Origin of the sequence: Nocardiopsis alborubida (genome assembly GCF_012396365.1) — a bacterium.
Classification (GTDB): Bacteria; Actinomycetota; Actinomycetes; order Streptosporangiales; family Streptosporangiaceae; genus Nocardiopsis; species Nocardiopsis alborubida.
Map to the genome: position 1 here is coordinate 72,878 of NZ_JAAXPG010000013.1, position 13,537 is coordinate 86,414.

Sequence of the window (13,537 nt, forward strand, 5' to 3'; positions counted from 1 at the left end):
CCCTCAGGCGTGATCTTGCTACTGGTGCCACTCTCGACGCCGACAGTGGCACCAGTAGCAAGATCACCGAATCAGCGAGCCTCAGGAGTCACGCCGGTAACGCTTCCGGTCGAGTGTTAGGCGGTGTCCGCGGTGTCGCCGCCCGGGTGCGCCGCGTCCGTCGCCGGGCTCTCGGCGTGCCCGGCAGCGGGCTCCGCTGTGGGCTCCGCTGTGGGCTCCGCTGTGGGCTCCTCGGAGGACGCGGACGCGGGGTCGGGGGCCGGGGCGGCGGGCTCGGGACCGGTAACCGGGGCGGCGGGCTCGGAAGCCGGGGCGACGGGACCGGGCAGGGGCAGCAGTCCCGCGTCGAGCGAGTGGATCATCGCGGTGGCCCCGCCCCGGGCCGCCGCGCTCAGCCCGAGCGACGACAGCTCCACCCGGCAGCCTCCCGCCTCCGGCGCGAACGCGCTCGCGGCCGCCTCCGCCCGGCAGTTCGGCAGCAGCCACGGGCCCAGGGGCACGAAGTAGCCGCCCAGCACCACCAGGCTCGGGTTGGTGACGTTGATCAGCACGGCCAGGCCCCGGCCCAGCCACGTGCCCGCCCGCTCCAGCGCGCCGACGGCGGCGTCGTCGCCCGCCTCGGCGCGTTCCACGGCCGCCCCCACCAGTTCGGCGACGTCGCTGCCCGACAGCGGGTGGTCCGGGAACCGGTCGGGGACGGCCCCGCGCAGGATGGCCCCGATCCCCGCCAGCGCCTCCAGGCAGCCGCGGCGCCCGCACGCGCACTCCGGCCCGTCCGGGGCCAGTGACAGGTGGCCCACCTCGCCCGCGAACCCGCTGACCCCGCGCAGCAGCCCGCCACCGGTCAGGATGCCCGCGCCGATCCCGACCTCCCCGGTCAGGTACGCGAGGTCGGCGGTCCCCGCGAACGACCCGACCCGGTACTCGGCCACCGCGCCCAGGTTCGCGTCGTTGTCCACCCGCACCGGGACGCCCTCCACCCCGGCCTCGCACAGCAGCTCCGACAGCCGGTCGCGCAGCGGCACGTCACGCCAGCCCAGGTTGGGCGCATGCCTGACCGTTCCGGAGGGGGCGTCGATCAGCGCCGGGACCGCCACGCTCACGCCCACCACGGTGCGCCCGCGCAGCGCCGGGTCGGCCACCGTCGCGCCGAGGGTGCGCGCGATGTGCCGCGCGCACGCCTCCGCGCCGGCCGACCGGGCGTCGAAGGGGACGTGGCGGCTGACCAGTTCGCGCTGGAGCAGGTCCACGGCGACCACCGACAGGTAGTCCACGTTGACCTCCAGGCCGATCGCCGCGATCGAGGAGTCGTCCAGGTCCAGCAGTACCCCGGGGCGCCCCACCCGCTGCCGGGAGGAGCGCCCGGTCTCGCGGACCAGCCTGCGCGCCATGAGGTCGGCGACGAGGCTGGACACCGTGGTCTTGTTCAGCCCGGTGGCCGCGGCGACCGCCGCGCGCGAGCAGGGGGCCAGCTCGCGGACCGTGCGCAGCACGACGCCCAGGTTGGTCTCCCGGACCGTCTGGAAGCTCACCGTTCCCGAACCGACCGACACCTGGTCCCCCTCGTCCTGCCCGACACGGCACACCGTGCCCGGATCGTACAGGGAGCCAGCGGCGTGGGCGGGGGCGCTGCCCCGGCGGGGCGCGGCGGAGGGGGTGCGGCCGGGGAGGCGGTTGAGCGGACGGACCCGCAAAAGCCGTTGCGCCCGGCGGGCCCCCCTGGTGGAATCCCGGGCATGGTGCCTCCCGACGTCTTCCGCGACCAGCCCGTCCTCACCGGTGAGAGGGTCCGCCTCGAACCGCTCGACGCCAGGACCGGCGAGCACTTCGTCGAACCGGTACTGCGCATGGACCCCGAGGTGCGCCGCCTCACCGGAACCCACCGGGAGTTCACCAGGGACGAGCTGGTGCGCTGGGCCGCGACGCGGCCCGACCACCACGACCGCGCCGACTGGGTCGTCTTCGAGAGGGAGGGCGGCGCGCCCGTGGGCGAGTGCGCGCTGATCGACCTCGATCCGGACAACGCCAGCGTCGGCTACCGGATCGCGCTCAACGGCATGTCCGTCACCGGGAGGGGCTACGGCACCGAGGCCACGGACCTCGTGCTGGAGTACGCCTTCACCGTGGCCGGGCTGCACCGGGTCGCCCTGGAGGTGTTCGCGTTCAACACCCGCGCGCAGAGGTCCTACGCCCGGTCGGGGTTCGTCCGGGAGGGCGTCTGGCGCAAGTACCTGCGCTGGGACGGAGAGTGGCACGACGCGGTGCTGATGTCGGTCCTGGACGAGGAGTACGCCGAACTCCGCGCGGCCCGGGAGCGGGGCTAGGGCGGGTTCCGCGGGCGCCGCCCGTCGCGCAGCGGGGTGCGTACCCGCCGAACACGTCCCGGGGCTACCCTCGGGCCCATGCCCGTTCCTGACTTCCTCCTCGCCCTCCGCAGCCACGTCGGCCACGGCCTCCTGCCCCTCGTCGGGGTGACGGCGGTGGTGGTCAACGAGGAGGGCGAGGTCCTCCTGCACCGGCGCGCGGACGACGGCCGCTGGGCCACGCCCGGCGGCATCCTGGAACCGGAGGAGGAGCCCGCCCGGGCCGTGGTCCGCGAGGTGCGCGAGGAGACCGGGGTGGAGGTCGAGGTGGAGCGGCTCACCAGCGTGCTCGCCCAGGAGCCCTTCACCTACCCCAACGGCGACCGCGTGCAGTTCCTCGACCTGGCCTTCCGCTGCCGCCCCGTGGGCGGTGCGCCCGACGCCAGCGGAGACGAGAGCCTGGACGTGCGCTGGTTCCCGCCCAAGGCCCTGCCGGACATGCCCCAGCGCATCCTGGACCGGATCGGCCACGCCCACGAGGACCGCCCGGGGCCGTTCTACCTCACCTGAGCCCCGGCGCCCCGGAGGGCAGGGCGAGCAGGCCCTCCACCGTCTCGGTGAGGTCGCGGCCCGAGACGTCCGGCGGGGCGAAGACCGACGGGAAGCGCCCCTCCAGGTGGGAGGACCAGCCGGTCACCAGCCCCGCGTTCCGTGCTCCGGCGACGTCCCATCCGTGCGCGGTGACCAGGGCCAGCCGCTCCGGGGCGACCCCCAGGGACCGCGCGGCGGTCCGGTAGGCGCCCGGCGCGGGCTTCCACTCCCCGGCGGGGCGGGCTGCCAGCACGTCCTCCACCAGGTGGAGCAGGCCGGCGCGCTCCAACAGCCTCCGGGGCAGCGCGTCGTCGTGGTCGCCCAGGACCGCGACGGGCATCCCGGCCCCGCGCGCGGCGCTCAGCGCGGCCTCCGCCTCGGGCCGGGGGTCGAGTTCGGCCAGCCCCTCGACGATGACGTCCTCGGCGGAGGGGGCGATCTGGTGACCGGTGATGTCGCGCAGCGCGCCCCGGACCACGTCCTCGAAGGAGCGGTCGGCGCCGTCGCCGCCCACCAGGGCCAGGGCGAACGAGTCGCGCAGCAGGTGGTCCGACCAGCGGGTCATGAGCACCCGGGGGATTCCGGCCTCCCGGAACCGCCACTCCAGGGGGGCGAGGGGGAAGAGGGTGTCGAGGACGTCGAGGACGAGGGCGGCCGGGCGGGGCGGTCGCCCGGCGGGGCGTTCGGACATGGGTGCGGCTCCAGGGAGGGGTCGGGAACGGCCACCCCGTTCCTACCCGGGCACGGTGCCTTTCGCGCCTCCCGGGCCCCCGCCTCCTGGCCTTCGGGCCGCGGGGCGCGACCGCTCAGAGCGCGTCCAGGCGGGGGATCTGCTCCACCGCCCACGGGCTCAGCAGCCACGGTGTCCGCTCGGCGACCGCCACCAGGTCCGCCCACTCCGCCCACGCGTGCTCGGCCACCTCCGCCGGGTCCGGGTCCGGGCCCTCCTCCGCGCGAGCCCAGAAGACCGGGCAGAACTCGTTCTCCACGATCCCCTCGGCAGACACCGCCCGGTACCGGAAGTCGGGCAGCGCGGGCCGTACCCCGCTGACGCGCATCCCCAGCTCCTGGCCGACCCGGCGGCGCACGGCCGCGTCGAGGTCCTCGTCCGGGCCGGGGTGGCCGCAGCAGCTGTTCGTCCACACACCCGGCCAGGTGGTCTTGCCCAGGGCCCGGCGGGTGAGGAGCACCCGCCCGTCCGCGTCCAGGACGTAGCAGGAGAACGCCAGGTGCAGCGGGGTGTCCCGGGTGTGCACGGTGGCCTTGTCGGCGACGCCCACGCGTTGGTGCCGCTCGTCGAGCAGCACCACGAGTTCGCGCCCGGAACCGCCTTCCGCGCTCGCGGCGGCCTTGTGCTGGGTCACGGCTCCTACCCCCCGCTTCCAGGACCCGCGCTCCGCGCGCGGCCGTCCCTCGTTCTTACGTCACACGCGTATCCATACTTCTCACACGGTGTCGGTCTTCCCTCTCATACTCACCCGTCACTCCCGCCTGACGCGCACCGGCTCCCCCGGACCGTGCTCCGCGCGGTCCGGGGGTGCGCATACAGTTCCTGATGGCCCCGAGTCGGGAGCCACCGGACACAGGGAACGGGAGGCCGGCCGCGACGACCGCGGCACGGCGGTGGAGCGGTGACGGAGACGATGACGGACACGGGTACACGGGCACGGCCGGAGGAACTGGAGCACCCGGCGGAGCGGATCGACCCCGACCGGCTTGCCGCGTGCCTGGACGTGATCGCCCGCGCCGGTGAGCTGCCCAGCGACCACCCGGACTCGGTCGCCCTCCAGCGCGCGACCGCCCGCCTGTTCAAGAACGTGAAGGAGCGGCGCCGCAAGGAGCGCCAGGCCGCCCAACGGGCCCACGACAGCGCCGTGTTCGCGGCCACCGCCACCGCCGCGCCGGACCGGATCGACGACGAGACCAACGGCCGCGCCCTCACCAGCGGCAGCGGCGGCGCCCTCGCGGGCGTGCTGAGCAGGCCCCGGCCCTGCTACATCTGCAAGGAGAGGTACCGGGAGGTCGACTCCTTCTACCACCAGCTGTGCCCCGCGTGCGCCGCGTTCAACAGGGAGCGCCGGGCCGCCCGCACCGACCTGACCGGGCGCCGGGCCCTGCTCACCGGCGGACGCGCCAAGATCGGCATGTACATCGCCCTCCGGCTGCTGAGGGACGGCGCGCACACCACCGTCACCACGCGGTTCCCCAACGACGCGGTGCGCCGGTTCGCCGCGATGCCCGACAGCGGCGAGTGGCTGCACCGGCTGCGGGTGGTGGGCATCGACCTGCGCGACCCCGCCCAGGTGCTGCGGCTCGCCGACTCGGTGGCCGAACAGGGTCCGCTGGACATCCTCATCAACAACGCGGCCCAGACGGTGCGCCGCTCGCCCGGCTCCTACGGGCCGCTGGTCGACGCCGAGGCCGAGCCGCTCACCGGCGAGGGCCTGCCCGAGCCGCTGGTGCTGGGCGGCGTGCGCCCGCGCCCCCTGGAAGGGCGCACCGGCCCGGAGCAGGGCGCTCCGGCGACCCACGCGCTCACCCCGGCCATGCTCACGTCCCTGGCGCTGACCACGGGGTCCGCGTCGATGGAGAGGGTGCGCACCGGAACGGCGATCGACGCCGGGGGGCTGGTGCCCGACCTGGCCCCGGTGAACAGCTGGACGCGGCGGGTCGGCGAGGTCGACCCCGTCGAGATGCTGGAGGTGCAGCTGTGCAACGTGAGCGCGCCGTTCCTGCTGGTGGACCGGTTGCGTCCGGCCCTGGCCGCCTCCCCGGCACGCCGCACCTACATCGTCAACGTGTCGGCGATGGAGGGGGTGTTCGGCCGCGGCTACAAGGGGCCGGGCCACCCCCACACCAACATGGCCAAGGCCGCGCTCAACATGCTCACCCGCACCAGCGCCCAGGAGATGCTGGAGTCCGACGGCATCCTGATGACCAGCGTGGACACCGGGTGGATCACGGACGAGCGGCCGCATCCGGACAAGGAACGGCTGGCCGAGGCCGGGTTCCACGCGCCCCTGGACCTGGAGGACGGGGCCGCGCGCGTGTACGACCCCATCGTGCGGGGCGAGCTGGGCGAGGACCTGCACGGGTGCTTCCTGAAGGACTACGCCCCCGCCAACTGGTAGGGGGCGGCCGGAAACCGGGCGCACCCGGGGCCCGTGCCCCAGGGAACCCCGTCGGGACGAGCGGCGGTGGGGACCGCGGACAGCCGCCGCTCGCAGGGGGCCGCGGCACCGGCGACGAGACGGCCGCCTACTCCGCGTGCCCGTTGCGGTAGGCCCAGGCCGCCACCTCCACGCGGTTGCGCGCCCCCAGCTTGGCCTGCACGCTCGCCAGGTGCGTCTTGACCGTGCTCACGGTGACGAACAGCTCCCCGGCCACCTCGGTGTTGGTCAGCCCCCGCGCCACCGCGCGCACGATGTCCAGCTCCCGCACGGTCAGCCCGCAGTCCCGCGGCGCGGACCGGGGCGCCGCCGCGAAGTGCCGCAGCAGCCGCACGGTGACCCTCGGGGAGACCAGGGCGTCGCCCCTGGCGGCGGCCCGCACCGCCTCCACCAGCAGGGCCGGTCCGGCGTCCTTGAGCAGGAACCCGACCGCCCCTCCGGTGAGCGCCGCGTGCACGTACTCGTCCAGGTCGAACGTGGTCACCACGACCACCCGGAGCGGGTCGGCCACCCCCGGACCGGCCAGCCGCCGCGTGGCCTCCAGACCGTCCACCCCCGGCATCCGGATGTCCATGAGCACCACGTCCGGGCGCAGCTCCCGCGCCAGGCGGACCGCCTCCAGGCCGTCACCGGCCTCTCCCACCACCTCGACGCCGTCCTCGGCCGCCAGCATGTACCGGAACCCGGTCCGCACCATGGCCTGGTCGTCCGCAAGCAGCACCCGGATCGGCGCCGTGCCGTCGCCGGACACCGCCTGCTCCCCTCCGGTCCCCACCGTCACCCCTGTTTCCTCCCGGTCTACCGTCACCCCTGCTCCTTCCCGGTCCCCCGAGACTCCCCGCGTCACCGTCACCCCTGATCCCCGGCCGCCGAACGCCGCTCAGGGCCCTCGCCCGTCCGGTCCAGCGGCAGCCGCGCCGCCACCTCCCAGCCCCGGTCCCGGTCCCGGTCCCGGTCCCGGTCACGGGGGCCCGCGGAGAACGCGCCGCCGAGCAGACGCGCCCGCTCCGCCATGCCGACCAGGCCGAACCCGCCTCCGGTCGCCCCCGCGGTCCCCTGGCCGTCGTCGCTCACCCGCACCGCGACCTCCTCCGGCCCGGCCTCCACCGACACCTCCACCAGGGTGGCACCGCGGGCGTGCCGCAGCGCGTTGGTGACCGACTCCTGGGCGATCCGCAGCACCGCCGTTCCGGCGGTCGGCGGCAGGGCGTCCACGGGGCCGCCGCACCGCACCGCCACCTCCGGGCGGCCGTCGGCCGCCGGTGTCGCCAGCCGGGCCAGTCCAGCGGCGGTGTCCGGGGCCAGCGGCACGTCACCCGGTTCCCGCAGACGCGAGACCATCCCGCGCATGGACTCCAGGGCGCGCGCACCCGCCGCCTCGATCTCGGGCAGCGCGGTCCGCACCGCGCCGGGGTCGCGGTCGGCGATGTGGCGCAGCGCCTGCGCCTGGACGACGATGCCGGTCACCTCGTGCGCCACGACGTCGTGCAGGTCGCGGGCGATCGCCAGCCGCTCCTGGGACCGGGCCTGTTCCACGTGGGAGCGCCGCTGCGCCTCCCGCCACCGCAGGTACAGCCCCGGGGCCAGCCCCACGGCCACGAACGTCAGCGCCTGGTTGAACAGGCTCCCGTAGTAGGGGACGGGCTCTCGCACGTAGTCCGAGAGGGTGGCCGCGAAGGCGCACAGGGACACCGCGCCGATCTGCCAGGGGCGGCACCGCAGCCCGGCCAGTACGAGCAGCACCAGCAGCCCGCCGACCTCCGCGCTCGCGAAGGCGTACCCGAACGCCTCCCCCATGGGCAGCGGCCACAGAACCGCCGAGGTCGCCAGCATCACGGCCGCGGCCGCCGCACCGGCCGCCGCGGTCGGCACCGGTCCCGACGACGGGCGCAGGGCGAACAGGGCGAACACGCAGACCACCCCGCCGGAGACCACCGGCGCGTAGTCCATGGCGGAGTGCGGGGGACCCATCCAGCCGGGGCTGGAGAAGTTGCCGTGAACGCGCAGCAGGTCCAGGACCCACACCGCCGCGAGCACGCACGCCACGGCCCACGGCGCGAGCCGGGACAGCGCGCCGCCGATCCGGTCGCCGCCGAGCGTCGCGAACATCCTGTTCATGGCCATGGCGACCAGCGTAGGCCGCGCGGACGCGGCGGACCTCGGCCGAAGGTACGAGGCGGGCGGGTCCGGGCGTCGACCGTTCGGTCGATGTGCGCGCACGGGCCGGGAGGCGAGGCTGGGAGCCGTTCACCGTCCGAGGAGGAGAGGGCACCGCATGAGCGAGACGCGGCACACGATCGAGGCGAGGCACGAGGCCGAGGCGCAGGTCACGACCGGGGCCGCGTCCGGCGGCGCCGTCCCCGGCCTTCCGCCGCCCGCGCGGCGCGTGGTCTTCCTGGACGTCGCCCGGGCGCTCGCGATGATCGGCGTGGTCATGATGAACGCGTCCTCGGTCGTCTATCCCGTCGAGATGTCGGGGAACCGGGTTCCGAGTCTGCTGACCGACCTCGTGGACGGCGGCCTCAACCTCCTCATGTCGGGCAGGGCCAGGACGATGCTCATGGTGCTGCTGGGCGCGGGCGTGGTCCTGGCGTGGCGGGCCGCCGCCCGGCGCGGCGGGCGGCCGGCGGCGGTGATGCTGCGCCGCTACGCCTTCCTGGGGCTGCTGTTCGGACTTCCGCACCTGGCGGTCTTCGACGGGGACATCCTCACCCAGTACTCGGTCGCGGCGCTGCTGCTGACCCCTCTGGTGCCGCTGCTGCTCGGCGGGTCCCGCCGCCGACCCCTGATCGCGGCGGCCGTGCTGTTCGCCGCCGTGCCGGTGTCGGACCTCCTGCTCTCCCCGTTCTTCGGGGACCACGTCTGGGGGGCCTCGGCGATGCTCGTCCCGCAGACCCTCGGGTTCTTCTGCGTGGGCGTGTGGCTGGCCCGCCGCCCGGAGCTCACCGCCGGACCCGAAGCCGGAACCGGTGGCCGGGGAGACTCCCGCCTGCCGCTGCGCATGCTCGTGTTCGGCGTGGTGGTCCAGGGTCTCAGCATGGTCCTCATGCTCGTCGGCAGCGTGTTGTTCCCGACCGAGTTCGGCGCCGACGGCGCGCCGGTGCGGTCCGTGGGCGAGACCGTGGTCATCCTCCTGGGGAACACGTTCCTGAACCTGGGCGGAGCCCTGCTCTATCTGGGATTGGTGTGGTGGCTGGTGCTCAGGGGCCGTAGAGCGTCGCGCGTGCTGGGCACGCTGGCCCCGCTCGGGCGGATGACCCTCACGGTGTACCTGGGCAGCACGGCGGTGTTCCTGGCGGTCATGGGCCCGTTCGAGGGGACGGTCCCCCTCCTGGCCCAGTACGCCCTGGCCGCCGCCTACTTCGTCGCGACCGCGCTCCTCGCCCATCTGTGGGCGCGCCGGTTCCGGCTCGGCCCGCTGGAGTGGGTGTGGCGGAGCCTGACCTACCTGCGCCCGGCGCCCCTGCGCGCCGAGCGCTCCGGTTAGGACGTGTGTCGAAGGGGGTCAGGTCGTGGCGGCGAGTTCGACGAGGTGCCGGGCTGTGCCGGCGGGATCGACGAGCTGGTGGAGGTGCACGCCGGGCAGGTGCGCCACGCGCCAGCCGCGTTCACGCGCCTCGGCGGCGAGGCCGTCATACGGAGGGCTGAACAGCAGGTAGGAACAGGGGTGGTCGTCCCAGGAGTCGGGAACCGGGATGTGCCGCTCGTAGTAGGACAGCGGCAGGGCGGGCTGCTCCTCGATGACGGTCCGCCGCACCAGCGGATCGGGGAACATGGGTGCGACGTCCGCCTCGTCCCACCAGTCGGTCCAGCGTGGCAGCGTGCCGTTCACAGCCATCGGGCGGAGGAACTCCAGCACCTCGGGCGGGGCGACAGGTGTCGGCCCGGTCCGTGCCGGCAGCGCGGCGTCGACGAAGACCGAGCTGGCCACCGGATGGTCGAGGCCTGAGCGAATCACCGGGAGGAGCAGGCCCGCGTTGCTGTGTGCCACCAGAGTGACGGGACTGCTGGCCGGGATCTGCCGCAGTTCGTCGCGGACGGCGTCCGCGACGCGGGGCCAGAAGGGCGGAGCGCCGGCGCCGATGTGCAGCAGGGACGGCACCCGCACCCGGTGCCCCGCCGCCCCCAGGTGTTGGGCCACGGGTCGCCAGGTAGAGGGACCCACGGACGGACTGTGCACGAGAACGAAGACCGGCTGCATGTGACGATCCTGCCGCCCGTGCCGTCGGATCCGCGACTGTGTCGGCTGACAGCAGAACGCCCGGTCCCGAACGAGTCCGTGTTGCGGCAAGGCCGTTCACAGCCCTGCGTTGACGGCCGCGACAAGGGCGGTCGCCTCGTGGCGGACCGCGGGCCCGCCGTGGCGGGTGGGGTCCCCGCCCCCGCTGCCGGGGGCGGCGCCGGCAGCACTGCCCGAGCCGGTCCGGGCGGTCGGCGCGCCCCCTCCGTGCGGGCTCCTCAGCCCCCCGCGACCGAGGGCAGCACGCGCACGTCCGCGCCGTCGCGGACCGGCGCCGCCAGCCCGCCGACCCCGCGGCACTCGTCCTCGTCCACGAACACGTTGACGTAGCGGCGCAGCCGCCCCTGCTCGTCGCGGATCCGCCGGTCCAGCCCCGGATACCGGGCGGTGAGCGCGTCCAGCACCCCGCCCAGCGCGGTCCCGTCCTCGACCTCCACCGGGACGTGGGCCGCGCCGTCGGCGTCGGCCCGCAGCAGCCCCGGCAGGTGCACCGTCACCCGCATCTCACACCTCCGCGGCGCGTACGCACAGGACGTCGGGCAGGTGCTGGACCACCGGGTGCCAGCCGTCACCGTCGTCGGTGGCGGCGTAGACGTCGCCCGACCGGGTGCCGAAGTAGAACCCGGGCACGTCCGCCCCGTCGGTGCAGGCGCCGTCGCGCAGCACGATCCCGAAGTAGGGGTCCTGCGGCAGCCCCTCCGTGAACGGCCGCCAGCCGCCGCCCCCGTCGTCGGTCCGGTACACGCCCAGCCGGTGGTCGGGCGGCAGGTGCACCTCCTGGCTGACCACCGGGAAGTTGAGAGCGGTCTCCGGCCGGTGCGGGTGGGCGACCACCGCGAACCCGAAGTCGGTGGGCAGGCCGGTCTCCACGGCCGTCCACCCCCTCCCGGCGGGGTCCGTGCTGCGGTACACCCCGTGGTGGTTCTGCGCGTAGAGCACACCGCCCGGCCCGGCGGCCACCTTGTGCACGCACTGGCCGTACTCGGGCTCCTCGTCGGGCAGGAACACCGCCGAGATCCCCCGGTTGGCCGGAGCCCAACTGGCACCGTCGTCGCGGGTCTGGTAGACACCACCGGTGGACATGGCCACCGTCACGGCCCCGGGCACGCGCTCGCCCGCGCCGAGGATCCCGGGCAGGATCGTGTGGACCGCGCCGCCGCCCGCCCCGGGGAACCAGTCGGCGCGGTGGGGGTGGTCCCACAGGGCGCGGACGAGCTCGAAGCGCAGCCCGCCGTCGGAGGACCGGAACAGCGCGTGCGGCTCCACCCCCGCGTACACGGTGTCGGCGTCGTCGCCGAAGGCGAACTGCCAGGCCCGGACCAGGGAGGCGTCGGTGTCCTCGGGGAAGGCGATGGGCGCGGACCCGGGCTCGTGCCAGGTGGCGCCCCCGTCGTCGCTGTACCAGACGCTCGGTCCGAAGTGCGAGCTCTCCGCTCCGGCGAGGACGCGGCCGCTGTGCGGGTTGATGCCGACCGCGTACACCGAGCTCATGCTGGCGTAGTCCGCTGCGTCGAGCCGGTGGGGGCCGCTCACCTCCCACGCGCGCCGATCCTCGCTGCGGGCGGTGAAGAGCCCCTTGCGTGTGCCGATGACCAGGAGATATGCCATGACCAGCTCCAGTATGGGATCGAGGTCTCCACTGTGACACAGGCCACTGACAATCGGCGGCCGCGCGGTCCGGTGGGCCGCGCTCCCCGGCCGGGAAACAGTAAGGGAACCGAACGTTTTCCCGGAAGATGTTCAATGGGGACCGATCCGGAATGGCTCCCGCTCCAGCCGGGTGGAAGGCGAAATCCGGTGAGAGGGGAACCACTTTCCGGGTAGATGTTCCGCACGGTCCGGAAGGCGGTTGTCAGACGAAGCCCGCTCTGCAATAAAATTCCGGGCCAACCGGTGCGTCCGCGTGGGTTTCGGACTGTGCCCACCGGCTGCGTTCCCGCTACAACAGGACAGACGACTTCCCGCTCCCCGGTCCCGCGGTGCGTTTCAGGACTACCGTCCCAATGGTCCTGCGTACCAAAGAGAACCGGGTTCCCACTCGATAGGGTCGCCTCATGCACCACCCCCCCGACACGCTCCACGCCCGCAAACGGCGTAAGGCCCGGGCCATGATCGTGTCAGCAGCATTCCAGCTCTTCGCGGAGCACGGATTCGACAACGTCACGGTCGCCGCGATCGCCGAACGCGCGGAAGTCGGCCGGACCACCTTCTTCAGGTACTTCGGCGACAAACAGCAGGTGTTGTTCGCCGACGACGCGGCCGAAGCCGACCGCGTGTGCGCCTATGTTCGGGAAAAGGCCTCCCGGCCGCTGGGCGATGACCTCGGCGCCGCCGTCGGGCTGCTCCGGGAGGCCGACGCCGCCGTCAGGCCGCACACCGCGCTCTCCCCGGCCCACTCCGCGGTCCTGGCGCGTCTGCTCCGGGAGAGCGGCGAGCTGCGCTCGCGCTACCTGCTCACCCGTCAGCAGCGCGCCCACCGCTTCGCAGGTGCCCTGGTGGAGGCGGGTGCGGCCGAGAACGTCGCCGTGCTCGCCGCCCACACCGCCATGGCCTGCGAGCTGACCGCCATGCGGTTGGCGGAGAGCCCGGAGGCCTTCCCCGACCGCCTCGACGAGGCCCACGTCCTCCTCCACACCATCGGCAGACCGGCGGCCCCCTGACCCGGGCCCCACTCCACACCGACCCGGGGCGCACCGAGACGGGTACCGGCCGCCCCGGGCCGCGCGCGGCGCGCGACCGGTGCGTCTTCGGACCCCCGGCGCACGCGGTGTCAGGGCGTGCGCCGGGCCGCGTCGAGGGCCGCCTCCACGCCCTCGTCGTAGCGGAGCGCGGCGGTGATCAGGCCGTGGCGCACCTCGAACAGGGTCGCGGTGCGCACCGGGGCGGCCTCGGGCCCCGAGTCGGCGCGGCCGGGCCAGGAGGCGTTCTGCTCGACCACGACGCGGTGCTCGTCCACGGTGTGCCAGCCGACCGGTTCGAGGCGCACGCCCGAGTCGCGGACCCAGTCCAGGAAGACCTCCACGCCCTGTGCGGAGCCCTTGGGGCCGCCGATCCTGACGTCGGGGTCGACGACCGCCTTCGCCGCCGTCAGGTCCCGTCCGCTCACCGCCGCGTGCCAGTCCCTGACCGGCGCCCAGCGCGCGTCGTCGGTGTCCGAGCTCATGTGCGTCGCCCTCTCTGCGTCGGGTGTCCGTCTCCTCCGGCCCGCGTGTTCCCACGGGGTCCCCACCCCG

General features: G+C 74.5%; 14 protein-coding genes. 5 read left to right on the forward strand and 9 right to left on the reverse strand.

Features of this window, described 5'->3' with window-relative positions; translation table 11 throughout:
* Nucleotides 1-116: 116 nt before the first annotated feature.
* The gene (locus HGB44_RS15120) at nucleotides 117-1,553 is read right to left on the reverse strand and encodes an ROK family protein (RefSeq protein ID WP_061079378.1); all 1,437 of its coding nucleotides are present in this window, start codon (nucleotides 1,551-1,553) and stop codon (nucleotides 117-119) included.
* A 183-nt stretch (nucleotides 1,554-1,736) separates the two neighbouring features.
* Between HGB44_RS15120 and HGB44_RS15125 the strand changes: the two genes are divergently transcribed.
* The gene (locus tag HGB44_RS15125; protein ID WP_061079301.1) at nucleotides 1,737-2,324 is read left to right on the forward strand and encodes a GNAT family N-acetyltransferase; all 588 of its coding nucleotides are present in this window, start codon (nucleotides 1,737-1,739) and stop codon (nucleotides 2,322-2,324) included.
* 78 nt (nucleotides 2,325-2,402) lie between these two features.
* Nucleotides 2,403-2,873: an NUDIX hydrolase gene (locus tag HGB44_RS15130; protein WP_061079302.1), complete on the forward strand. Its 471-nt coding sequence runs from the start codon at nucleotides 2,403-2,405 to the stop codon at nucleotides 2,871-2,873.
* On the opposite strand, the gene HGB44_RS15135 is transcribed toward HGB44_RS15130, so the two are convergent.
* Together HGB44_RS15135 and idi are read right to left on the reverse strand one after the other, a co-directional pair.
* Nucleotides 2,866-3,585, reverse strand: coding sequence for an HAD family hydrolase (locus tag HGB44_RS15135; protein ID WP_061079303.1), 720 nt, complete (start codon nucleotides 3,583-3,585; stop codon nucleotides 2,866-2,868). The two genes, HGB44_RS15130 and HGB44_RS15135, sit on opposite strands and share 8 nt — an antisense overlap.
* Before the next feature lie 115 nt (nucleotides 3,586-3,700).
* Nucleotides 3,701-4,258: an isopentenyl-diphosphate Delta-isomerase gene (gene idi / locus HGB44_RS15140; RefSeq protein ID WP_061079304.1), complete on the reverse strand. Its 558-nt coding sequence runs from the start codon at nucleotides 4,256-4,258 to the stop codon at nucleotides 3,701-3,703.
* A gap of 279 nt (nucleotides 4,259-4,537) precedes the next feature.
* Between idi and HGB44_RS15145 the strand changes: the two genes are divergently transcribed.
* A complete protein-coding gene (locus HGB44_RS15145; protein WP_061079305.1) occupies nucleotides 4,538-6,025 on the forward strand; it encodes an SDR family oxidoreductase in 1,488 nt (495 codons plus the stop codon).
* A 127-nt stretch (nucleotides 6,026-6,152) separates the two neighbouring features.
* Here the strand turns inward: HGB44_RS15145 and HGB44_RS15150 are convergent, their stop codons facing one another.
* Both HGB44_RS15150 and HGB44_RS15155 read right to left on the reverse strand, forming a co-directional pair.
* Nucleotides 6,153-6,815 (reverse strand): response regulator, encoded by a 663-nt coding sequence (locus tag HGB44_RS15150; protein ID WP_082768244.1) that lies wholly within the window; start codon nucleotides 6,813-6,815, stop codon nucleotides 6,153-6,155.
* A gap of 98 nt (nucleotides 6,816-6,913) precedes the next feature.
* Nucleotides 6,914-8,188, reverse strand: coding sequence for a sensor histidine kinase (locus HGB44_RS15155; RefSeq protein WP_061079306.1), 1,275 nt, complete (start codon nucleotides 8,186-8,188; stop codon nucleotides 6,914-6,916).
* A 151-nt stretch (nucleotides 8,189-8,339) separates the two neighbouring features.
* On the opposite strand from HGB44_RS15155, the gene HGB44_RS15160 reads away from it, so the two are divergent.
* Nucleotides 8,340-9,551, forward strand: a complete 1,212-nt coding sequence (locus HGB44_RS15160) for a DUF418 domain-containing protein (protein WP_231972333.1) — start codon at nucleotides 8,340-8,342, stop codon at nucleotides 9,549-9,551.
* 18 nt (nucleotides 9,552-9,569) lie between these two features.
* On the opposite strand, the gene HGB44_RS15165 is transcribed toward HGB44_RS15160, so the two are convergent.
* From HGB44_RS15165 to HGB44_RS15175, 3 genes are all read right to left on the reverse strand, one after another.
* The gene (locus HGB44_RS15165) at nucleotides 9,570-10,229 is read right to left on the reverse strand and encodes an alpha/beta fold hydrolase (RefSeq protein WP_231972334.1); all 660 of its coding nucleotides are present in this window, start codon (nucleotides 10,227-10,229) and stop codon (nucleotides 9,570-9,572) included.
* Nucleotides 10,230-10,522: 293 nt separating this feature from the next.
* Nucleotides 10,523-10,807, reverse strand: a complete 285-nt coding sequence (locus HGB44_RS15170; protein ID WP_017563261.1) for a MoaD/ThiS family protein — start codon at nucleotides 10,805-10,807, stop codon at nucleotides 10,523-10,525.
* Between the two features lies 1 nt (nucleotide 10,808).
* On the reverse strand, nucleotides 10,809-11,912 hold the full coding sequence (locus tag HGB44_RS15175) for a WD40/YVTN/BNR-like repeat-containing protein (RefSeq protein WP_061079308.1): 1,104 nt from the start codon (nucleotides 11,910-11,912) through the stop codon (nucleotides 10,809-10,811).
* Between the two features lie 446 nt (nucleotides 11,913-12,358).
* On the opposite strand from HGB44_RS15175, the gene HGB44_RS15180 reads away from it, so the two are divergent.
* A complete protein-coding gene (locus HGB44_RS15180; protein ID WP_061079309.1) occupies nucleotides 12,359-12,964 on the forward strand; it encodes a TetR/AcrR family transcriptional regulator in 606 nt (201 codons plus the stop codon).
* Nucleotides 12,965-13,074: 110 nt separating this feature from the next.
* On the opposite strand, the gene HGB44_RS15185 is transcribed toward HGB44_RS15180, so the two are convergent.
* On the reverse strand, nucleotides 13,075-13,467 hold the full coding sequence (locus HGB44_RS15185) for a nuclear transport factor 2 family protein (protein WP_061079310.1): 393 nt from the start codon (nucleotides 13,465-13,467) through the stop codon (nucleotides 13,075-13,077).
* Nucleotides 13,468-13,537 lie beyond the last annotated feature (70 nt).